This window comes from Motilimonas thetidivivens, assembly GCF_046452435.1.
Lineage (GTDB): Bacteria > Pseudomonadota > Gammaproteobacteria > Enterobacterales > CBDFNC01 > Motilimonas.
The window spans coordinates 1-22,699 of sequence record NZ_JBKFDK010000028.1 but is presented as its reverse complement, the minus strand read 5'-3'; the positions used below and the strand labels follow the sequence as shown (position 1 = coordinate 22,699).

The 22,699-nt window shown below is 46.0% G+C and carries 21 protein-coding genes; 14 read left to right on the top strand and 7 right to left on the bottom strand.

The genetic code is table 11. The annotated features are described in order from the left end of the window. Position 1: 1 nt before the first annotated feature. From glnL to glnA, 3 genes are all read right to left on the bottom strand, one after another. Positions 2-1,057: a nitrogen regulation protein NR(II) gene (glnL, locus tag ACK8OT_RS17155; RefSeq protein ID WP_410197735.1), complete on the bottom strand. Its 1,056-nt coding sequence runs from the start codon at positions 1,055-1,057 to the stop codon at positions 2-4. A gap of 96 nt (positions 1,058-1,153) precedes the next feature. Beyond that, on the bottom strand, positions 1,154-1,672 hold the full coding sequence (locus ACK8OT_RS17150) for a DUF4124 domain-containing protein (protein WP_410197734.1): 519 nt from the start codon (positions 1,670-1,672) through the stop codon (positions 1,154-1,156). A gap of 174 nt (positions 1,673-1,846) precedes the next feature. Then, on the bottom strand, positions 1,847-3,256 hold the full coding sequence (gene glnA / locus ACK8OT_RS17145; protein ID WP_410197733.1) for a glutamate--ammonia ligase: 1,410 nt from the start codon (positions 3,254-3,256) through the stop codon (positions 1,847-1,849). 563 nt (positions 3,257-3,819) lie between these two features. Here glnA and typA point away from each other — a divergent pair. Continuing rightward, positions 3,820-5,643, top strand: a complete 1,824-nt coding sequence (gene typA / locus ACK8OT_RS17140; protein ID WP_410197732.1) for a translational GTPase TypA — start codon at positions 3,820-3,822, stop codon at positions 5,641-5,643. 67 nt (positions 5,644-5,710) lie between these two features. Here the strand turns inward: typA and pbpG are convergent, their stop codons facing one another. Beyond that, entirely contained in the window at positions 5,711-6,601 is an 891-nt protein-coding gene (gene pbpG / locus ACK8OT_RS17135) for a D-alanyl-D-alanine endopeptidase (protein ID WP_410197731.1), read from the bottom strand. A 90-nt stretch (positions 6,602-6,691) separates the two neighbouring features. After that, positions 6,692-7,990 carry a UDP-N-acetylglucosamine 1-carboxyvinyltransferase gene (murA, locus tag ACK8OT_RS17130; protein WP_410197730.1) on the bottom strand — a complete coding sequence of 433 codons (1,299 nt, stop codon included), beginning with the start codon at positions 7,988-7,990 and terminating at the stop codon, positions 6,692-6,694. A 479-nt stretch (positions 7,991-8,469) separates the two neighbouring features. Here murA and ACK8OT_RS17125 point away from each other — a divergent pair, with 479 nt between their 5' ends. From ACK8OT_RS17125 to dtd, 3 genes are read left to right on the top strand one after another with little or no spacing between them, the layout of a single operon-like run. Then, complete coding sequence (locus ACK8OT_RS17125; protein WP_410197729.1) at positions 8,470-9,387, top strand: virulence factor BrkB family protein; 918 nt, start codon at positions 8,470-8,472, stop codon at positions 9,385-9,387. After that, positions 9,387-10,364, top strand: coding sequence for a prolyl aminopeptidase (pip, locus tag ACK8OT_RS17120; protein WP_410197728.1), 978 nt, complete (start codon positions 9,387-9,389; stop codon positions 10,362-10,364). Before ACK8OT_RS17125 ends, pip begins: the two co-directional genes overlap by 1 nt. Beyond that, on the top strand, positions 10,339-10,776 hold the full coding sequence (dtd, locus tag ACK8OT_RS17115; protein ID WP_410197727.1) for a D-aminoacyl-tRNA deacylase: 438 nt from the start codon (positions 10,339-10,341) through the stop codon (positions 10,774-10,776). The genes pip and dtd overlap by 26 nt, the downstream gene beginning before the upstream one ends. Positions 10,777-10,778: 2 nt before the next feature. On the opposite strand, the gene ACK8OT_RS17110 is transcribed toward dtd, so the two are convergent. Together ACK8OT_RS17110 and ACK8OT_RS17105 are read right to left on the bottom strand one after the other, a co-directional pair. Beyond that, positions 10,779-11,819, bottom strand: coding sequence for an acyltransferase (locus ACK8OT_RS17110; RefSeq protein WP_410197726.1), 1,041 nt, complete (start codon positions 11,817-11,819; stop codon positions 10,779-10,781). A 113-nt stretch (positions 11,820-11,932) separates the two neighbouring features. After that, entirely contained in the window at positions 11,933-12,907 is a 975-nt protein-coding gene (locus ACK8OT_RS17105) for a hypothetical protein (RefSeq protein WP_410197725.1), read from the bottom strand. Between the two features lie 634 nt (positions 12,908-13,541). On the opposite strand from ACK8OT_RS17105, the gene ACK8OT_RS17100 reads away from it, so the two are divergent. The 10 genes from ACK8OT_RS17100 to ACK8OT_RS17055 all read left to right on the top strand — a co-directional run. Further along, positions 13,542-14,279, top strand: a complete 738-nt coding sequence (locus ACK8OT_RS17100) for a hypothetical protein (RefSeq protein ID WP_410197724.1) — start codon at positions 13,542-13,544, stop codon at positions 14,277-14,279. Between the two features lie 18 nt (positions 14,280-14,297). Continuing rightward, positions 14,298-15,284, top strand: coding sequence for a hypothetical protein (locus ACK8OT_RS17095; protein ID WP_410197723.1), 987 nt, complete (start codon positions 14,298-14,300; stop codon positions 15,282-15,284). Between the two features lie 11 nt (positions 15,285-15,295). Continuing rightward, positions 15,296-15,832, top strand: coding sequence for a hypothetical protein (locus tag ACK8OT_RS17090; RefSeq protein ID WP_410197722.1), 537 nt, complete (start codon positions 15,296-15,298; stop codon positions 15,830-15,832). Positions 15,833-15,847: 15 nt separating this feature from the next. Next, positions 15,848-18,439 (top strand): NERD domain-containing protein, encoded by a 2,592-nt coding sequence (locus ACK8OT_RS17085; protein WP_410197721.1) that lies wholly within the window; start codon positions 15,848-15,850, stop codon positions 18,437-18,439. Between the two features lie 14 nt (positions 18,440-18,453). Then, the gene (locus tag ACK8OT_RS17080; protein WP_410197720.1) at positions 18,454-19,326 is read left to right on the top strand and encodes a hypothetical protein; all 873 of its coding nucleotides are present in this window, start codon (positions 18,454-18,456) and stop codon (positions 19,324-19,326) included. 28 nt (positions 19,327-19,354) lie between these two features. After that, positions 19,355-19,627: a hypothetical protein gene (locus tag ACK8OT_RS17075; protein ID WP_410197719.1), complete on the top strand. Its 273-nt coding sequence runs from the start codon at positions 19,355-19,357 to the stop codon at positions 19,625-19,627. Beyond that, a complete protein-coding gene (locus tag ACK8OT_RS17070) occupies positions 19,597-19,884 on the top strand; it encodes an SH3 domain-containing protein (RefSeq protein ID WP_410197764.1) in 288 nt (95 codons plus the stop codon). Before ACK8OT_RS17075 ends, ACK8OT_RS17070 begins: the two co-directional genes overlap by 31 nt. A 338-nt stretch (positions 19,885-20,222) precedes the next feature. Then, positions 20,223-21,422: a hypothetical protein gene (locus tag ACK8OT_RS17065; protein WP_410197718.1), complete on the top strand. Its 1,200-nt coding sequence runs from the start codon at positions 20,223-20,225 to the stop codon at positions 21,420-21,422. A 195-nt stretch (positions 21,423-21,617) separates the two neighbouring features. Continuing rightward, on the top strand, positions 21,618-22,304 hold the full coding sequence (locus tag ACK8OT_RS17060; RefSeq protein WP_410197717.1) for a hypothetical protein: 687 nt from the start codon (positions 21,618-21,620) through the stop codon (positions 22,302-22,304). 21 nt (positions 22,305-22,325) lie between these two features. Further along, a partial coding sequence (locus ACK8OT_RS17055) for a hypothetical protein (RefSeq protein WP_410197716.1) occupies positions 22,326-22,699 on the top strand: 374 nt, incomplete at its 3' end.

The following is a 22,699-nucleotide window of genomic DNA, read 5'->3' as shown; positions in this document are numbered from 1 at the left end:
GTTACTTCCTCAGTGGTAATTGAATTACAAACTCGGTGTGAGTTGGCCAACTGTTACATTCGATTCGGCCTTTATGTTGATTAATTAGATTTTGTGCAATTGACAAGCCGAGCCCAGTGCCGCCTTCTCGCCCTGTCACCATAGGATAAAACAGCGTGTCCTTTAGCTCATTTGGAATACCCGGACCATTGTCGATAATGCGAATTTCGGCAGCTAAACGAAAGCGTTGACCATGTATGGTGACCTGAAAAACCGTGCGCGTGATGATTTTAATTTCGGCATTTTCGGTTTCAGCAAGGGCTTGAATCGCATTTTGAATGATGTTCAAAAAGGCTTGCTGCATTTGCTCTTGCTGCATTTCAAAATCAGGAATACTGGGATCGTAATCTACCTTGATCTTGATATTGTCACCCTTGGTGAGCTCAACCAGTTTACGTACTTTTTCTAACACACTATGAATATTGTGGATCTCTTGCCGACCCGGGCGCTGCGGCCCTAATAGGCGATCGACTAAGTTACGTAAACGATCGGCCTGTTCAATAATGATTTCGGTAAACTCTTTTAAATCAGGTGATGGCAGCTGCTTTTCGAGTAATTGTGCGGCACCACGTAAGCCGCCAAGGGGATTCTTAATCTCATGGGCGAGGCCGCGAACCAGCTCTTTGGCTGCTTGCTGCTGGGCATGCTGGTAAATTTCTTGGCTGATTTTTTTCTGTTGATCAATTTGGCGCATCTCAACCAAGGCATACACTAAGCCTGCTTGAAAAAAAGGCGTCGCGGTAAGCTCTACTAACACCGCTTGCCCATCAATCACTAAGGTGACTTCGTTATCGGTAAAACCATGACCCGAATGCAAGGTTTTTTGGATCAGGGCAAAATTTAACGAGGTATGTTCCAGTAACTGATCAAAGCGCAGACCCGTTAGCCGCTTTACGCTCTGTGCCAATAACTGTTCCGCTGCGGGATTGGCATAACTGATTTTTAAGGTTTCATCGAGTAAAAAAACAGCAGAAACCAGATGCTCTAGAACAGACTCGGCATGAGGATATGGTTGCAAGTGATCACCTATATTTTCATTGCATCATTTTGGTGCATTAGCCTAAATCAACTATCGCTCAGCACCAGAAAATAGCGGTGAAAAGGTGAGCGAGATCTATCTAACTGATGCTCGGCGTAAATGTACGGTTATAATTTCAGATGATGCAATTATCTTGCCGTTTTTATCAATAAGTTGAACTTGCAGGTTGTGACTACCGCGATCTATGTTGGTAACCAGTAATGTTGGGCTTTGGTGCTTTTCCCCCACCGGCGTACCGTCGACAAGCAACTGTAAAGTTTGGCCATCTTCAAGAGCTGGCTTGACCTCAACATTAACGCTAATTGTACCGTTGTTGTCGTAAAGGGTGCTGTCATGAACCGGTGATGTGATACTCGCTGTATATTTAGTGTTTGATTTCTCTGCCACTGGTTTTGACTTATTGGACGTCGCTACCGGTGCGGCTGGAACCTTATGGCTGGGTGAGACCTGGATACTGATTTTCTCCGCCCCTGCTACTTTTTTATCTGAGAAATGCACAGTGCCGTTTTTATCGACCCAGCGATAAACCGTATCTGTTTGAGTCGCGCTAAGGCTAAGCGCGTAAAATCCAAGCAACAAAAATAAGTATTTCATGACCGCATCCTTTCTACTGGCAATACAGTTTGTCTGATGCACTAAAAGATGGCAAGCGGCCAGTTGATACAAATGTGACTAATACATAAAAATAGTTGAGTAGGCATAAAAAAACCCGCTAAAAGCGGGTTTTTATGCATATTACTTGGCGTTTACCAAATACAGCTCTGACAATTAAACAGAGTAGTATTTTAGGTATTCTAGTGGGTGAACCGCCATGTTAACTTCTTCGTGCTCTGCACCTTTAAGCGCGATGTAAGCGTCGATGAAGTCATCAGAGTATACGCCGCCAGCAGTTAAGAACTCACGGTCAGCATCTAGAGCTTCTAGTGCGTCTTTTAGTGAGTAAGCAACTTGTGGGATTGCTTTTGCTTCTTCAGCTGGTAGGTCGTATAGATCTTTGTCCATTGCATCGCCAGGGTGGATCTTGTTCTTGATACCGTCAAGACCAGCCATTAGTAGCGCAGAGAACGCTAGGTATGGGTTAGCTGATGGGTCAGGGAAGCGAACTTCGATACGACGTGCTTTTGGAGATGGTACCACTGGGATACGGATAGAAGCACTACGGTTACGAGCTGAGTAAGCTAGCATTACAGGCGCTTCAAAGCCAGGTACTAGACGCTTGTACGAGTTAGTAGAAGCGTTAGTGAAAGCGTTTAGTGCGCGAGCGTGCTTGATGATACCACCGATGTAGTAAAGTGCAGTTTCAGATAGACCGCCGTACAAATCACCAGCAAACAAGTTCTTACCGTCTTTTTGTAGAGACTGGTGAACGTGCATACCGCTACCGTTGTCGCCTACTAGTGGCTTAGGCATGAAAGTGGCTGTTTTACCGTAAGCGTGCGCTACGTTATGAACAACATACTTGTAGATTTGGATTTCGTCAGCTTTTGGTACAAGCGTGTTAAAACGACAAGCAATTTCGTTTTGACCCGCAGTAGCAACTTCGTGGTGATGCGCTTCTACTACTAGGCCCATCTCTTCCATTACTAGACACATTGCAGAGCGAATGTCGTGTGAAGAGTCAACTGGAGCTACTGGGAAGTAACCACCTTTAACGCCTGGACGGTGACCTGTGTTACCGTCTTCGTATTCTTTACCTGTGTTCCAAGCTGCTTCTTTGTCGTCAACGTGGTAGAAAACGTTACCCATGTTGTTGCCGAAACGAACGTCGTCAAATAGGAAGAATTCTGGCTCTGGACCGATGAATACTTGGTCAGCAATGCCTTCGCTACGCATGAAGTCTTCAGCGCGACGAGCGATAGAGCGAGGGTCACGGTCGTAACCTTGCATTGTATCAGGTTCTAGAATGTCACAACGGATGTTTAGCGTTGTTTCATCAGTGAAAGGGTCGATTACAGCAGTTGATGTGTCAGGCATCATTACCATGTCTGATTTTTCAATGCCTTTCCAACCTGCGATTGAAGAGCCGTCGAACATCTTACCTTCAGTGAAGAAGTCTTCGTTTACTTGATGAGACGGGATAGAGATGTGTTGCTCTTTACCACGTGTATCAGTGAAACGTAAATCAACGAATTTAACATCATGCTCTTTGATTAGAGCTAAAACGCTTTCTGCGGACATGCTTTATAACCTCCGGTGTCATCAAAAATGATGGCTTGTGTAAATAGACAAAATAAACTGGTTTTGCTTAATGCTAAAAGCGTGCCAAATTTGTCATCCCTTGCAAATAGGGCTTCAACGTGTTTGTTGCAGCCGAATTTTGTCATCTTTTGCTCTAATTTGGTGCAGCCATGGATCTTTGTGGTGCAAACATCGCTGCAGCCCATTGAGGCCGGTTATTAATAGCAGATGGGGCTCTTTTGAGCAATTATTCACCGCTGATCCTAGCGATAAATTATTTAAAAATTATGAAAATAGAGCCTTAGTAGTCACTTAATTTGATGACTATTTTTAGCGTCAATAGGCCTTGTTGCTGCTATATTTTTTGTTTATGGATTACCATAAATGCAAATATTATGGCTGCGCTCTGCGGCGCGACGACGAAAAATTCAACAATTTGGCTGGAATTTCGAGGTGATTTTGCCAAGTGGTGAAATGTGATCGCATTAAAACTATTTTATTTGACAATTGATCTATACAATAACGCCGAATTTTTATCCAAACCAATTTTGAGGCACTAAGCTGTGTTAGAAAAATTAAGAAATATTGCAATCATTGCGCACGTTGACCACGGTAAGACAACACTGGTTGATAAACTGCTGCAACAGTCTGGCACACTAGTGAGCCGTGGTGACGCTGAAGAGCGTGTAATGGATTCCAACGATCTTGAAAAAGAGCGTGGTATTACCATCCTAGCTAAAAACACCGCGATTGAATGGAACGATTACCACATCAACATCGTAGACACCCCAGGACACGCCGATTTCGGTGGTGAAGTAGAACGTATCCTGTCTATGGTTGACTCGGTATTGCTATTGGTTGATGCAGCTGATGGCCCGATGCCTCAAACACGCTTTGTAACTCAAAAAGCTTTTGCTCAAGGTTTAAAGCCAATCGTTGTAATCAACAAAGTTGATAAGCCAAGCGCGCGTCCTGACTGGGTAATGGATCAAGTATTTGATTTATTCGATAACCTAGGTGCAACCGACGACCAACTAGACTTTAAAGTAGTTTATGCTTCTGCATTAAACGGTTTTGCAACCATGGATTTAGACACTCCGTCTGAAAACATGGAACCGTTATTCCAAGCTATCGTAGATAACGTAGCTGCGCCGGATGCCGATCCTGAAGGTCCATTCCAGATGCAAATTTCACAGCTAGACTACAACTCATACGTGGGTGTAATCGGTGTGGGTCGTGTCTCTCGCGGTAAAGTGAAAGTTAACCAACAAGTGACCATCGTTGGCGCCGACGGTAAGAAGCGTAACGGTAAAGTAGGCCAAGTACTGGGTTACTTGGGTCTAGAGCGTCACGATGTTGAAGAAGCGAAAGCGGGTGACATCATTGCGGTTTCTGGTTTAGGTGAGCTAAAAATCTCTGACACCATTTGTGACCAAAACAACGTTGAAGCACTCCCTGCGTTATCGGTTGACGAGCCAACCGTAACCGTGACTTTCCAAGTAAACAACTCACCGTTTGCCGGTCAAGAAGGTAAATACGTCACGTCACGTAACATTCTTGAGCGTTTAGAAAAAGAATTAGTACACAACGTGGCTCTACGTGTTGAAGAAACCGACGATCCAGATAAATTCCGCGTATCTGGCCGTGGTGAGCTTCACCTAGGTATCTTGATTGAAAACATGCGTCGTGAAGGTTATGAGCTTGCGGTATCACGCCCTGAGGTTATTACTCGCATCGTTGATGGCCAGTTAGAAGAACCTTATGAAACAGTGACCATCGACGTTGAAGAAGAGCATCAAGGCTCTATCATGGAGCAACTTGGTCTACGTAAAGGTGAAATGACCGACATGTCTCCAGATGGCAAAGGCCGTATTCGTATGGACTTTATCATCCCAAGTCGTGGCTTGATTGGTTTCCAAACCGAGTTTATGACTTTAACTTCTGGCTCAGGTTTGATTTACCACACCTTCTCTCATTACGGCCCACACAAAGGCGGTGAGATTGGTCAACGTAAAAACGGCGTGCTAATTGCTAACGCAACAGGTAAAGCCCTAACTAACGCGCTATTCAACCTACAAGAGCGTGGCCGTATGATGGTTGAGCACGGCACCGAAGTTTACGAAGGTATGGTTATCGGTATCCACAGCCGTGACAACGACCTAACGGTAAACGCGCTTAAAGGTAAGCAGTTAACTAACGTACGTGCATCGGGTACCGATGAAGCGCAAGTGTTAACGCCGCCAATTAAGATGACGCTTGAGCAAGCGATGGAATTTATCGACAACGATGAATTGGTTGAGGTAACACCACAATCTATCCGTATTCGTAAGCGTTACCTAACCGAGAATGAGCGTAAGCGCATGTCTCGTGCACCAAAAGATGCATAATTAAGCAGCTTTAGCGGTAACAAAAAAGCCAGCAAATTTGCTGGCTTTTTTTATGCTTGATTGGCGACTAAGCGGGTTTACGCTGAGCTAATTTGGTTTTCTGATATTGTTTAGCTGAGTCACTTATCTTGCCGCTGTTCCCCGTTTCTAACCACTTTTTAATGCGCCCAGCATCACCAACGGGTGTGCGTTTACCGTAAGAATCTAGCATTACCATGACTGTTTGTTTGCCTTGTAATTTGGCGACCATCACCAAACAGCGTCCCGCTTCATTTAGGAAGCCGGTTTTACTTAGCCCGACATCCCATTTATCACCTCTCACCAATATGTTGGTGTTGGTAAAGCCAAGTACATAATTTGGCTTAGTAAAATTAGCGGTATGGGTGGCTGTGGTACTGTATTTACGGATCAAAGGATAGTTATAAGCCGCGGTGACCAGACGGCTTAAATCGCGCGCGGTAGAGCGGTTCATGGGCGACAGTCCTGTTGCTTCAACAAACTGAGTATGCTCCATGCCTAACATCTTGGCCTTGGCGTTCATGGCTTTCACAAAGGCGGTGTAACCGCCGGGATATGTTGCGCCCAATGCCGCAGCAGCTAGGTTTTCAGATGACATTAATGCCAAGCGTATGGCTTCACCTCGGCTTATTTGTGAGCCGGTGCGGATCCGTGAATGGCCATATTCAATGAGGGCGCGGTGATTCTTGGTAAAGGTAATTTTTTCGCTCAGAGACTGCCCCGAGTCTAAAATGACCATCGCGGTCATCACTTTGGTAATCGATGCAATGGGCATCAAGAGATCGGCATTTTTAGCCGCAATGGTCTTACCGGTTTTATAATCGGCAACATAAGCGCTGACCGACGCGAGTTGCAGGTTTTTTTGGCTTGGTGCGCCATAGGCAGCAGTGGCAATGAAAGTGAAACAGACAAGACAGGTCAGAAATAGATTGCGAAACAAGGGATGCGCCTCGGGAAATTAAAAAAGCAGAGCTTTTCATACTTCTTTCACGCTGACAAGTGCAAGCATCCCATGCCGAGATTTATATTTCTAACCACACAGTGAAAGCTGGGCGGTCGCTGAGTGCTTATCGCTACTGCAGCACTGCACGCTTGCCCCTAACTGAGCCAGCTTTTGGGTTAGGTCTTGATAGCCGCGATCTAGATGGTAAATCTGGTTTACTTGGGTTGTGCCCTTGGCCACTATTCCTGCCAATATTAAAGCGGCACCGGCGCGCAAATCGGTGGCTTTAACGGGCGCTCCCGATAGCGAACCCGTGCCGATGATGTAGGCACTATTGCCGCGAACCCGAATGTTGGCGCCGAGGCGGTTTAGCTCATCAACATGCTGGAAACGATCGGGATAAATCGTGTCGGTGATCTGAGCGATACCTGACAAACTGGCGCACATTGCCATCCATTGTGGTGCCAGATCGGTCGCAAATTGTGGGTAAGGGCCTGTTTTGATAGACATTGGCCGCAATGGTTTGTGCCGCGCATCAAGCGTTATCCCGTTTGGGTCGCATTCAATGTGAGCCCCGCAGTCGGTTAACTTAGCCAATAAGGCGGTTAAATGCTCAGGTATAACTTGGTTTAAGCGGACATGCCCTCGGCTCATCGCTGCCGCAATCAAATAGGTGCCAGCTTCGATGCGATCAGGGATCGCGCTGATCTCAACCGGTTTTAATTCATCTACGCCTTCGATACATAAGTTAGCACTGCCTTTACCAAAAATATTTGCCCCCATCGCGTTCAGTTGATCGATCAAGTTATCTATTTCTGGCTCGATAGCCGCATTGAATAAGCGTGTGGTACCGCTGGCTAAAACCGATGCCAGTAGCATGTTGACGGTGGCACCAACAGAGGAGGTAGCAAAGGTAAAGTCGGTACCGGTTAATCTACCGGCATAGGCGTGAATGTTACCGTGTGAAAGTTCAACCTTGGCGGCCAGCGCTTGCATGCCCGCCAAATGCAAATCTATCGGTCTTGGCCCCCACGCACAGCCGCCCGGCAAGGCGACATTGGCTCGCCCCAAGCGGGCTAATAATGGCCCTAACACATAAATAGAGGCGCGCATTTTGGTGACTAAATGGTAGGGGGCTTGATGGCCATGGCAAGCGTGGGTGTTAATAATGAGGCGCGAACCTTGATGGCTAACCTTAGCACCTAAGTAACGCAACACGTCGGCCATGGTCGCCACATCATCAAGTTGTGGCACATTGTTGATGATAGAAACCCCCTTACATAGCAAGGTTGCCGCCATCAAAGGTAACACTGCATTTTTTGCTCCGCTAATGTCGATTTGTCCTTGCAAGGCTTGATTGGCTGTTACTTGATAAAAATCACTCATGTTATTGGCTCTGGGTTAGTGAACATATTACTCATTAAAACAAATGAATCTGGCGATATCGGGGAGCAAAAGTGGCAAATTATGGCAATCTAGGTCCAGTTAATGATTGGGTGCGCGAAGGGGAGCCTAGACAGGGCGAGCCATGAATGAACAACATACAATTAACCAAGCGAACAAAGTGGAATTTTCTTATACGAAACGCCGTGAAATCATCCTTGGTAGCTTAACTGCCGCATCCCTGCGGCAGATATTCGTCTAAGAAAACACCACTAATCACTCAAAATACATTCATGGTTTTGCCCTGGGAGCCTAGAGCAGCAACAAGCTGATGATTCTTTTAAATAATAGATAATGTTCTCAAGCGATTGAGAAAATGCCATTATACTTTAACAAGGTATGGATTTTATGACGTTTCTTTGCCTTTTAAAGCGACATAATTGTTAGATTCTAGATTTGTGTTTGAACTAAAGGTGGGGGTCATGTCGACAGGGAAACAGCACTACCAACAGCAGCTTATGGCCTTAGGTCGTCATGCTTTGGCGTTTGCAATCCATGTTTATCACCGCGCAAGTGAAGATCGGGTGAAAGTCACGGCGGGTTACTTAGCTTATGTTACCTTGCTGTCTTTGGTGCCTATGCTGGCCGTGGTGTTTGCGGTGATGTCTGCTTTTCCGGTTTTTCAAGAACTGCAGGTAGTTATTGAAGACTTTGTTTATGCCAACTTTGTGCCCGCTGCGGGTGAAGCTCTCAGAGAGAATTTGACGGGTTTTATTGCTAATACCAATAAAATGACCGCCATGGGAGTGGGGGCGTTAATGGTCGTGGCGTTAATGCTGATATCGGCGATAGATCAAAACCTTAATCATATTTGGCGAGTTAAGAAAAAACGTAATCTAGCCAGTGCTTTTGCCATGTACTGGATGGTGCTTACTCTTGGACCTGTGATTGCTGGTGCCAGTATCGCCATGAGCTCTTACGTGGTGTCGATGAATTTTATTTCCGATCCCGATTTAATTACCCATGGCCAAAAAATGCTCGCATTGCTGCCTTTGGCCATTTCTACGTTGATGTTTCTAGGCGTATATACCTTAGTACCCAATACGCGAGTAAAAATCCGTCATGCAATTGTGGGCGCGATAGTCGCAGCCATTTTGTTTGAGTTATCTAAGAAGGGGTTTGCTTTTTACATTACGCAATTTCCTTCATACCAAGCCATATATGGTGCACTAGCCACCATCCCCATTTTGTTTGTTTGGGTCTATTTAAGCTGGATTATTGTTTTAGTCGGCGCAGAGCTAACGGCGGCGTTAGGTGATTACCCTGGGCTTGCTATATTGCAACAAGCGGACAATCAGCAGCAAGGCTTGGTATCATCACCAGAAGATCAGGAAGAATAATGAAAAGTCTTTATCCAAATATTCAGACCTACGCTGAACACCAATTACCTGTCAGTGAGTTACATACTCTTTATGTGGAAGAGTCGGGCAACAGGCAGGGCATTCCGGTGTTATTTATTCATGGTGGACCGGGCTCTGGATGCAGTGCCGATAGTCGCCGCTTTTTTGATCCTGAAATTTATCGCATTGTGGTGTTCGATCAACGAGGCTGTGGCCGCTCGACTCCCCATGCCAGTTTAGAAGATAACAACAGCCCTGCCTTGGTGGCGGACATTGAGAAAATCCGTGCTTTTTTGAACATCGATGCGTGGTTGTTGTTTGGTGGCTCTTGGGGGAGCACGCTGGCCTTATTGTATGCGCAAGCCTATCCAGAACGGGTATTGGGATTGATTTTAAGAGGAGTTTTCTTATCTAGGCAGCAAGACTTTGATTGGTTATATCAGGGAGATGGTGGTGCGGCGCAAGTGTTTCCTGATTCTTACCAAGAATTTGTGACACCATTAGGTCATGAACTCGCGGCGCAAGATAGGTTAGGCCAATATTATGCTTTGCTGACGTCAGATAATGAATTGGAGCGATTAGCCGCGGCTAAGGCGTGGTGTATTTGGGAAGGGCGTATCAGCACCTTGCATGCCAAAGAGGACGTTAGCGAGATTTACGGAGAGCCCCATCTTGCCCTGTCGATGGCGCGTATTTCGGCGCACTATTTTGTCAATCAAAGCTTTATTACCTCGCCCATCTTAGACAACATGGCCAAGATTGCCCATTTACCCGCGATGATTATTCATGGTCGTTATGACATGGTATGTAAGTTAGAAAATGCCACTAGCTTAGTGGCCAATTGGCCCACTGCACAGTTACAAATAGTGCCTAACGCTGGCCATAGTGCAATGGAGCAAGGTATGATTGACGCCCTCTGTAAAGCAACATCCAGCATGGCAAAAATCATATATGATCGCTCTAATTCAAAGGGTTAGCAGTGCAAGTGTCACTGTAGAACAACAAGTTACCGGTGCTATTGACCAAGGTTTATTAATTTTACTCGGGGTCGAGAAAGGCGACGATGAAGCCAAGGCCAAACGCTTATGTGAAAAGGTGTTGGCTTATCGCGTGTTTGCTGATGAGCAAGGCAAGATGAACCTAAATGTATCCCAAGTGGGCGGTAGTGTGCTGGTGGTGTCGCAATTCACTTTAGCTGCCGATACCAAAAAAGGCACCCGAGCGGGCTTTTCCCGTGGCGCGGATCCAAAGGATGCCGAACATCTTTATGATTACTTTTCCGCTTGTTGTAAAGCGGCCGGCGTCGAAACCCAAAATGGCGTGTTCGCCGCCGATATGCAAGTGCAATTAACCAATGATGGCCCAGTGACTTTTTGGCTGCAGGTATAATTCTAAGGCACAATTTTTTGTAATAAGGGGAGCTTGGCCAACGCCATGGTGCTCAATAAAGATAGCAGCAGCACAACCAAGGTGAGTGTGGGGATAGCCAGCCAGTTACTGCCAAACAAAGCGTAGTAGCCGGCCTCAATATTACGTATTGGCAGTAAAAACAGCGGATGAATAAGGTAAATGCCTAAGCTGTAGCGGGCTATCAAGCTGATCCCTTGCCTGATTTTACCTGTGATTTGCTCGGCATAAGTCTGTGCTAAGACAAAAATCATGGCCGCAATAATCGCGGTATTGAAGTTTTCATAGCCCATAAAAAAGATGGCATATTGGCCGTGATCGTGACTGAGCTGCCAAGTGCCAAACACATTAAACACCAGCATAGCACCGCCTGCCCAGAGCCACAGCCCGACATCTTCGCGATGGTCTTTATGTATCAAGTACCACCCCAGCACTAAATAACCGCTATACAGCAATAAGGGTTGGCGTAAAAAGCTGGTCACATCGAACCAATTCATTAGCGTGAGTACAAACCAAGCATACAGTAACAACTTAACCTGTTGTGAGGTCATCTTATAAAGCAAAGGGGCAAGCAAAGGAATGACAAAATAGACAGGGATAAACGAGTAAAAAAACCACAGGTGATACCAAGTCGGCTGGTTATTGGCTTGAGTTAGCGTGGATAAGGTTTGCTCAGAATGCCAGCCATTGCCATCAAAGCCCGCGATAATGGCGTAAAGCACACTCCAAATGAGAAACGGCACCACCACTTTAGCCACGCGGCGTTGCAGATAACGGTGACAATCAAAAGGCGCTTGCTGGGGAGCGAGGCTCGTAAGTAACAACGCCCCGCTGATCATAAAAAAAATCGGTACCGCCCAGCGTAACAACGCGTTATAGCTGGCAGCCGCTAGCCATTGGCTTTCGCCAACTAAGCCAAACAATTCTCGCCATGGCCCAAGCACATGGATTGCCACCACGGCGATGGTGGCAACGCAGCGTAAGAAATCAATAAAAAACAGATTAGATTTGCTTGATTGCGCCATATCCATGCTTAGTTAATTTCAATAAAAAAGTTCAAAGTCGACATTTAGCAGAAAGCAAGGTATCGACAATGAACCAACATTTCATAACCATTTAGAGAGTTAATGTCACCTAGCTAAAAAGTACTTTGTGCTTCCATGGTTTTCCGAAAAGTGTCTATCACTGTTCGTTCCACTGGAGGTAAAATACTTTCATCCAATACTAGGCAATACAGATTATCCGACTGTTTAAATACTTTCTTAAAAGGAGCACCGATGTACTCTTCCATTAACGAAATATCCGATGCGTAAATCTCACCTAAAGCATCATCCGTTATATCCCTGACAAAGAGACACATCTCTGCACTATCTCCAACTTGTATAACTTTTGGACTAGAGGTGAACAAGGTCCAATTATTCTCGTCAGCTATATTACATTTCAATACGCTAGCAACTGCACGGTTAATTTTAATGTCTTCATTCGATGAATCTATGATTCTATCAATCATTCTCGAAAATGACCGAATAGAATGAGTAATCACCTTCCCGCATATACCATAAAAATTTTCAACCAAAGGATAAGTCAAGCGATTTAGATCGCCCCCCATTGCATTGATTTGTTCACGAGCTAGATCGGGTTCGGAACCATCACCAAGAACATAAGGAGGGTGGTTATTGAGTACATTAAAATACAAACAAGCGAGCGCCAGGTTGTTACGTTGGTTGACCCCTAGCTCCGCGTGTTCCAGCTCAGAAATAATCAGCATTTTTTCGAGGTAGCTGTAGTACACCCGGTGTAGCTTTGCATGAATGGCGTAGCAGAAACCGGTGAGGTAAGACATACTTTTACCATCAGTACAATCGATCCCCTCCATCAGTGGAGCCAACTCCGCCACTACGCAGGTTAGGTCTGAATCCGAATAACGCGCAGAGAAAAAGCCCCCCTTTTTCTCCCCGTTCCTGATCTTAGATTGAATACTCAGATAGCGTTCCACTACCCTTTTTCCATCCTGATAACCGGTCTTTCTTGCATCCTGGTAAACAACTGGGACCTCTATTTCAATATCTTGATCCATCGCGGGGTGCGAAACCTTCATTTTCTCATCAAACATTAAAACCATCCTTATATCAAAGTTGAGTAGGTCCACCTACAACAAGGTTCAGAACCGCTTACCATTAATTGCAGCGGGGGCAACCGTTCGTATGGATACTGCTGTCATACTTCTTCCCGCATCTCTTGCAAAGAACCATATCCGTCCAAATACCTGTCATGCGTTTGAAATTAAAATAGATCATTTCTTTCTCCTAAAAACCAAAACAAAAAATTTTCTCTAACAATACAGAGATAAGAAGCAAGCCCAAATAAAACCAGAGCTTCTTTACTAACCATATATAGACTTATTTTTTACACAAGCGGCCAAATCAATAAAATGTGAAAAAATTAAAGTGTCCTGAAAAACGTAAAAATGAAAACAATAAGCACTCTCCTTGCGTGCAATAAATAAAGTGATTAATCCAGAGACCCGACAGCCAGTAATAACGAAGAAGGTCGGGTTGGCTATCAGGCCTCTGCAACCGGGTCATTGGGCGGTATTGACGGTGCTGATGTTTTTATTTTCCAAAAAACTAGAAAATAGTGATTAGCATCACGCTTTCTATTTGCCTGCCAATAAAAAAACACAAGGTCGCCGATTTCCCCACAAGAGCCTTATCGAACACTTTTTTTAATACCAACGGGAATAACACATGAACACTTCATACTGTTTTAGTAATCAGATCCGCGCCTTTTTGTTCTATAGCTTATCGATTTTGTTTTGGGGTGGCCTTGCGCTGGTCGCACTGAACTGGATCTCGCCGCCGTGGATGAGCCGTATCACCATGTTTGTCGAAGACAATGTACGCGGCTGGGATGAAGCTGCCTGTGAAGCCGACCAGCAAGGTTGCCTAGGCCATAAGCAAAGAGAGCTTCTGGGGCTGGAAAAGACCATGAACAGCAGTCTTCGCAAGCTAGTAAGTGAAGCAGAAAAGATGCAGCTGTTTGTATTGCAGCACCAGAAATTGGCCAGTCGTAATACCGAGTTGATCCGCGAAGGAGAATCCCTGCTGAGCCAGTTAACGCCAGAACAAACTGAAATTGACTTATGGCTGGCAGGCCGCCACTTCAGCAAAGCAGACAGTTTCAGACATCAGGTGAACTTACTGAAGCAGGAAAAAGTAGGCATAGAGCAACAACTGGCCAAGGCAGAACAGCTGCAGACACAAATGATCACCAACAGAGAAAAGCTTTTGCTGAAAAAAGGCGAATTATCACTACAGATAAAAATGATCCCGTCACAGCTTGCGCTGCTTAAATCCAGCGAAGTGCTGGTAGGATTTAGCGAAAATATCGGCCAAATTGACGGGCTGATCACGTCCAGCTACGAGCAAGTAGATGATCTTTCTAATATGATACAAACAACTCAAGACTTTATGAAATCGGAATAAACTAGTAGGCCTGAAACCATGGAAGACTTAAATAAAGCCTTTACCACTGACTGGAATGCCTTTCGCAGCAGTGCAATGAAATTAATAAAAGCCACCAGGCCAGCGAGTATGCAACAGGGCATGCCTGCAAGAGCAGTAACAGAAACCAACGAAGCAAGCACACTGATTGCCGAATGGCTGCAAAATGTGAATAGCGAAACGCCCCACTTTTTTGCCACCAATGAGGGGACAAAACGAGACGCCGACCGACTCACCAGCGAAGCCTGGCTGCTGTTTAGCCAGCTGGAGGCTCCCTTTGAAGCGGGTATCAGCAACTACCTGGAAAAAGCGAGTGAAAAACAGGCGGTCATCAATGAAGGGGCCATCACCAACACCATCAAACAGGCACTAGATAAGGCCAGAAAAGCCTGTTTTGAGCTGCAGGGTATGGACCCGGCCGTGATCATCAATATTGAGCGCTGGCCCAGAGTGTACCGCCATGTAAAAGTTGTGTTACGCCACTTTAAATACCAGTTGGACGTGCTAGATGAGGCCTTTATTGCCGAGCTGTCGGCCAGAATCAGAGCCTCTGGCGAAAAAATTGTGGTAAAGGAAAGCAGCCTGAAAGATATGATTTGCCAGTTCTACTTCTCCAAAGAAACTCAATACAGCCAGTATGAAGAGGAAGATAATCAGCTGACCGACAACGAGTTATTCGGCGAAGAGGCTTCGCTAATCAGTGCTGAAAAACCGGCTGAACTGTTCGATAAAGACGATCTGAAATACCTGACAGGTGCAGAGCTACAGATTTTTCGCCTGAAAGAGTGCCTGAATAAGCTGAAAGCTTTCAGCCCACAGCAGTTTGAATATGTATCCGCACTCTATTTTAGCGACCACAACAGCGAACGCCAGGCATATACCGAGCTGGGTGTCTCCAATACCAAATTCAGAAACCACCATAAGAAGGGGCTGCAATCCCTGCGAAACTGTGTGGAAAACAAAGGCCGTATGGCAATAGGTTATTAAGAGAGCAGACCATGAACTTACAACAACATAAAGCATTGCTGGCCGCGATTTTAAATAACCAGCAAGAAAGCCATAAATATTATATCGCCTATGAACGGCTGGAGCAGGCCCTGACCTCGGGCCCAGAGCTCAGCCAACAAGAGCAAGAGATCGTCTGGCTGTCACCTGCTACCCGGCGCAAGTTTATTCATATTAAAAAGCAGCTTGCGGCCAACGTGGAGCGCCAATGGCAAGACCAGACCTGGCAGGCCCCACAAACCGCACTGGCGGCAGGCGGGCGCGATGAAAACAGCTATACCCGTAAACTGCAGGGCTTTACCTTGGAGTTGTATCGCAATGATCTGGGGTGGGACCTGGTACTGAAAATTGCTCCTCAGGTAAGCGACACTCTAATGGCGTCTACCGAAGTATGGCTTGAAGATGATCAGGGTGAAGAGTGGATCAAAGGCATTCCCGATACCCAGGGTTACGTTTACGGTGAGTGGGAAACCGGCGATAGATCGATTGCCGACATCCTGAACAGACCCATTCAGCTCAAACATAACTAAGCCAGGAGGGATCCCGTGCCAGTAAAAGTTTTTTCTCATAAGGGAAGTAGTGCGGAAAACGAGCAGTTGATGGAGCTAGTCAACGCTTTTATTGATGGTGAAGATATGATGTCCGGAGCCTGGACAGTATTTATGCAATCAGTAGAGTTTCAGGTCTACGAAAAAGACAAGGTTGAAAGAGCTGAGATTGACTGCCTCATCTTAAGGCCCGATGCCATCATAATTGTCGATTTTAAAAACTATGCAAACTTGCAAAGCGTAACGATTGACGAATCGGACACATGGGTAGGCATTGATGAGCACAAGGAAATAGAAGTTAAAGGCGGTAACCAAGCTAATCCGTACGTGCAAGCAGAACGAACCAGAAGGCTATTTGTAGAAAAGCTACGACAAGATAAAAAAACAAAAAAATTCTTTGAGAAGCAAATACAAGACAACTGGTATAAGGGCAAAAAATGGGGCAATAACCGAATAGCAAGTATTGTCGCTTTCACTGGAACGCCAGAAATAAAGGGCCGTAAGATTACTAAACCTTGGTTTAATATTTGTCGGGGGACAGAAGATCTGCTGCAAAGGATTATAGGTATAAATGACTCGATGACCAACGTGCCCCCGCTTGCTATGGGCGAGTTAGCAAACCAACTAGGTTTCGAGCAGGAGTACCCCCTAGCAAAAGTCATTTCAGGGCGCTATATCAACGAAATATTACCGGGCTTTAAAGGGAAGCAGTTTATAACCAATTTTAATCGGCAAGAAGGTCACAGTAACAATCCCGTGGAAGAGCATAAAGCTACTAGTTCTAACACAACTAAGCAGTTTAGTGCGCTGGCAGATTGCCAGAACAAACACCAGGCGCAGCCGCAGGGGCTGGTTTATTTCCCCACAGTGGGGAAAGACAGGGCGGTACTCAACAATACCCGGGTAATTGTGTTACCTGAATCGCGCCAGGATACTCCCTTCTTTTGCCAGGCTCGCAACCACAAACACTTAAACCGGGATACCCTGGAAGCCTTTATGGGGCCAGCCAGAAGTTACGAAGGTGGCTTGGTTCCTCCGGGCATTAAGGTCGTTTATGCCGACTCCAGCTTTAATGATCACAGCTATACCTTAGGGGTTGCCGTTGCCGATCAGTTGGCCCGTCATCAACGCCTAACATCGGTAAGTGAGGCCATTATGGCCACAGGCTATGTATCGGGTGAACACGGTGAAGTCAGCGCCATTGAATACATTAATGAAAAAGCAGAGCTGCTACTGGTAAAAGGGGCCGAAAAGCAGATCCGCTGGTTCATTTACCCCGAAGCCAATGACCAGGAGCTGCGCGCAGATATTAAACAACAGCTGATCCAGCAAGGCGTGAAACTGCTGGCCATCACCGAAATCGAAGATCTGGCCGACAAGCTCTGGCGTTGCGCCCCGGAAACAGAGCTGGCCGCCTCATTGCACGCTGCCGCCCGAAGCCAATCAGCCAGTCTGGCGTCAACGGTCAGGGTGAAAAAACCATCGCGGCAATGGCAGTTTATTGGTATCGGCGCTGCAGCCTTGGGGCTGGTTGCCGCAGCTGCCCTGCTGAGCCCGGATGAACAAACCACAGCTGAGTCGGAAGCCGTCGTCACGGTGCAACAGGCTCCGCCGGCATCGAAACTGGCACCCAAAATCAACCAAGCAGCCCGCCACTACCAGCGCGATACCAGTGACTGGCAACGACTAAAAAACCTGCTTGAACTGGAAAAACAGGCCACCGAAATCGACATCAAGGCCATCGATTACGACACCACCCTAGTGCTTACGGAAGCCAGGCAATCCCTGGACAATAGCGACAGTAAGCTGAACCAGGTAAACCAGGTATTAGCCGACCAGCAAGACACCCCGGTTGTGGAATGGCAGGCCTTGATGAGCTTTAAAAACACCCTGAGCAAGCTGGACCAGCAGCGTCTGCAACAGGATGTACCGGAGAAATGGCAAACCCTCACCGATAAGGCCGCTGCCTGGCAACGTTTTGAACTGGCCGAACAGATCGACCAGGGCGATGGCTTTAACACCCAGGAGCGCCACTTTAAACGCTGGCAGTCACTAAGCCTGCCCCAGCGCACCTTGTTTGAACAGGAATACCCTGAGCAGTATCAAACGTTGCAGCAACACCGCCAGCTGAGGCTCGCAAGTGATCAGCGCCTGAGCCAGCTGCAAAGCGCCCTGCAACAGTATAAAAACAACATCTATGCCAACAATCCGGACCCCGCCGCCTGGGAAAACCTGGTTAGCAGAGCTAACAGCCTGCAAACCCTCGACAAGCAGCGGGCGACAGAAAACGCTACGATGGCCATAGCTCACGCCAAGCTAGCAAAGCAGCAACTCAGTGCCAGTGACCAGCGCATAGCGGCCATGCTGCAAAGCAGTAAAGCCTACGCCAAGCATAAAAAAGCCCAAGGCAAGGGAGACAGTCGCGCCATCTGGCGCACCATGTCTGATAAGGCCAACGCGATTCAGGCGTTGGATATCGCCCGAATGAATAGTATCGAAAAACGTTATTTTCAGTTTGCCGAAGGCCAGAAAGAAAGTACCGATAAGTTTCAGCAGAAATCTGATAACGGCGTCAAAGTCATTATGTAATAAGGAGATACACCATGTTTAAAGCAACCATAGTGGCCACCGCCGTGGCCCTGACATTAAGCACAACCGCCCTGGCTCAGGCCGATAGCACAGCGTCAGCCAGTGACGTGGACCAAAGACTGGACGCCATGGAAGGCAAGGTGGAAAACCTGGATAATAAGCTGGACCAGATTTTAACCCTGCTGGCAGCGGAAAAAGCCAACGCCCAACCCGCCACGGCAGCAGAGACTAAGCCCGCAGTCGAAGCAACAACTGAACAGGCCGAGACCATCACAGCACCAGAGAGCGAGCTGGAAGCCCTGGCAGAGCTGGAAGCTATTAGTGCTAATGAACCTAAAAACCAGGGACTGCTGATGGATGTTTATGTGCTGGATAACGTAGGAGAGTCGTTACCAGAACTGCCCAAAGGGTTTCCTGTCGCGACACTTGAACACAAAAATGGAGCTAACTTTACGTTCGGTGACCATCTGGAAGATAAGGATATAAACAAGCTCGCCTTTAACCAGAACATTGGCATCAATTATTACGGTTACATCAACATAAAAGAGCCCGGTAACTACGTTCTTTCGCAATACTATGAAGCTAATAAAGCAATCGAAGGATATAGATCTAACAGTAGATGTAAAACGACGGTAAGCCTGGAAGGAAAAAATCTGCTGAGCATTGATGAATACACAGGTTATGGTGCCACTAACAGCGAGCAAACAATGCTAAGGCTGACTTCTGGGTTTAAAAAACTCAATGTATGGCTTACCTGTATCAGCGATTACCATGACTTAAGGAAGGTAGAAGATGCCTTTAGGGGCACGAAAGTAAATATCAGTATAAAGGGCCCCTCAGACCGAAAGCTTACGGTCGTGCCCCAATCCACACTATTTCATATGTAGTCAATGTGTTTCTATAAGGGCCTTTGCCATGTTTAAACTTGCAAAATTAGTCATCGCCTCGGCCCTTTGTCTGTCAGGTCAACAGGTCTATGCAAACACCACGCCTGGTCAATTCAGTCAAACAGAGGAACTATCAGCAAGCAACATCAACAGTGGTAGGGCTGACAGCATGGATGACAAGCTGGAGCAAATTATAACCTTGCTGGCCGAGCGGCAGGCCCAGGGAGAAGCCGCTCCTGCTGTCGCCCCTTTCAAAGTAAAAAGTAGTGGATCCAGGGGCAAGCCGGGCAGAAAACCCTGAGTAGCAACCAGCCTAAAAACCCGGCGCAAGCACAAGAAGCAAAACAACAGAAGTACCATTTAGAAGCTGAAATTGATGATGTTGATGGCTACACCAATGTCAGGAGCCAGCCTTCTATCAAAGGGCAAATCATTGATAGAGTGTTGGATTGGCACGTCTTCTATACCTATCACCAGGACGGAAACTGGTGGCAGGTTAAAACCCCAAACAAAAAGATAGGCTATATGCATATTTCCAGGATCAGGTTGCTGAATTGATCCCGCAGCTAGCTCACATGCCTTGCACTGTGATTTAGCCAGCTAACAAACATTTTTGGGACCACAAAACACCAAAAGGGCTGCTGAGCTCATCGCAGTGAGCTGCATTCCTTTGTATCCCCCTGTTAGTTTTTAAATGTGATGTGTATCACACTTTGGTTGTTGTGCGTTAATAAAAAGCACCACACTCACTTTTTCCTCACAAAGTCCTCATTGCAGCGGCTTGATAAGCCCGCACTATTCTGGGGCCTGACCTCCTTACCCGAGATAGTGCGCTGTCATGCTGCTGCCCGGTATTGTATGACGCAAGCTGGTGTATAACTTCATAAGGACTATAAATGAAAAACTTACTAATTACTGCAGGTTTACTGACGATGGCACTTCCGACTCACCTTCAGGCTTCTGAAGCTGATGTGAAAGAGATCTATCGTGCCCCTTGGGCACACCCTCCTTTGGTGTTACCCAATGGCAGCATGATCAGTATTGTCGAGCATCGCAGAGCCGCTTACGACTACGTGCTTAAACTTAACTTTCTTGATGCAAGTGGACAACAGCTCAATTCGGTGATCTACGATTCTGACGATGCGGAACGTTGGGTTTCTGCCGCGCCAAGTGGTGATGTCTGGTTTTTTGATAATGCCGGTAATTTGATGAGCTGGAATGCGGCTACCCAACAGCAGTTTAAATTGCCATTACTGGCCAATGATGCCAACACTCGGGCAGTGGTAACTACTGATAATCAGCTAGTCATTTTTAACAGCTCGGAACAAAAGCTTATCAAATACAGCGCCTCGTTAACCTCTGAAGACAGTCTCGCTTATGCCAGCTGTGTGGCCAACCTCGGATATTTCACCTGTCAGGACACCGACGGTAATACTGAATATGTAGATGCCAACACCTTTAGCGTGTATGCCGATAACACATCCTTTGTTGAAATCCAAAAACAACATATTGTCACCACAGATGACAGCCAGGTGATCACCATTAAAGATCAAAGTGGTAACACCTTGTTTTCACGTTTGGTAGTTAATGCGCCATTACTTAACGTAGTGACGTCAGATAGTCATATTGCCTTGCTTTACCCTGATGGCAATAAAAAGCGGCTGGTATTAGTTGATTGGGATGGCACAGTGTTGATCGACACTAGTGAAATAGTTGCCGACAATCTGATGGCATTTCATCCAAGTGGCTATCTGATGTGGGGGAACTGGAAAACACATTTTTTATTCAAAGTGGAAGGCCTTAGGATGAGCAGCTTTAGTGGTTTTGATTACTTAGCAAGCAATAACCCACAGCTGATAAATGGCTATGACATTGTTCCAACAGATTATAATGGTTCACCATCAGATAATACTTCACCGGATATTCCAAAGGATGACAACTTGATGGATATACCAACAGATGACACAAAAGATGAGCTGAGCACTGAACCTGAGGCTAATGTCAGCAATACAAAGGGCGGCGGCGGTAGCTCAACCCCTTTTGCCTTACTGTCATTACTCGGTTTAGTGTTATTACGTAAATTTAAGTTGGCGTAACGTATTAACTGAAGTCAGCAGCAGTTTGCTGGCTTCAGTAGAATTATATAACACGAGCAACAACGCCTATATAGGCCAAGTTTGGCTCACTTGCGGAATACACTCTTAAATGACTTGATCGATTTCACAAAACCACTCTCATATATAAATATGATGTTTTTTTAATGATAAATTGTTGTCAAAGGAGAGAATCCGATGAATAAGATACTGGTGCTTAGCCTATTCGTAAGCTTGCTAACAAATCAGGCCGTGGCTGCAACCATGAACGCCTATAAGAAGGTGACGATAGACAACACTCAGGTGTTTAGTCTCGATCAGTTCCCTTATAAAAACTACTTTGTCTGTATTCGAAAATGGGAAAACGGCGAGGGATTTTCTGATTACCTTCAACAAGATCGGCTGTTTCAGCAAGCGCTACGAAAAACCGCAGGGGAAGCTGCCGCTCGGCTCTATCGTTACCTGAATGAGCAGCCGGCCAAAGAAAACATAGCGGCAACGGCAGTTAAAAACGGCTCATTCTTCCAAAAAGAACAGTTCCCCTTCATCAATGACCAGCGTTATGACTACAGCTGGCACTATTTAACGCCTCGAAAATCCAATTATCAGTACGCTACCCAGACTAGAGGTATGTTTAAAGAACGGTTTGACTTTAAAACCGAGAGGGGTCGCCATTGGGTCGTTATAGAGCCAACCTTTTTCCGCCGCAGTTCAGACTATGAGGTAAAAGAGGACAAGCGCTTCTCCGGACTGTTTATTCTGCTCTCGGTAAATGAAAAATCCATCAAACAGGCCAGATCAGAGCAAGCGGTTTACCAACAGGCTTACCAGCAGGCCAAAGCTTATTACTTTGCTGCTGACCCAAACAAATGCAGTGAACGCTAATTTTTGAGCAAGGAATAAATAATGAAACTAAGAACCATGAGTGCCGTACTAGCATTTTCCTTAACTTTGGCCGCTTGTGGTAAGGAAAGTGTAGGTGGTGATAAAAGTGTTAATAGCGAGGCTGAGGCCCCTACAGCGGAGCATCCTCAGGAGGTTTTCTGGTCAAAAAAAGAGCGCTATACTCGGGAAAGAAAGTTAGTTTTTAATTATGACGAGCTGATCAAAAAAAAATACCTTTCAACCTCAAACAAATTTGTCGATATTACCTATACCGTCAACGATTCAATACTATATATCAAGTATGATGATTCATCGCTAACAGATGCATATAACATTGAGATAGTTAACAATAAGTGTTTTATGTTATCGCGCTCTGAACAATCAGATATTTATAG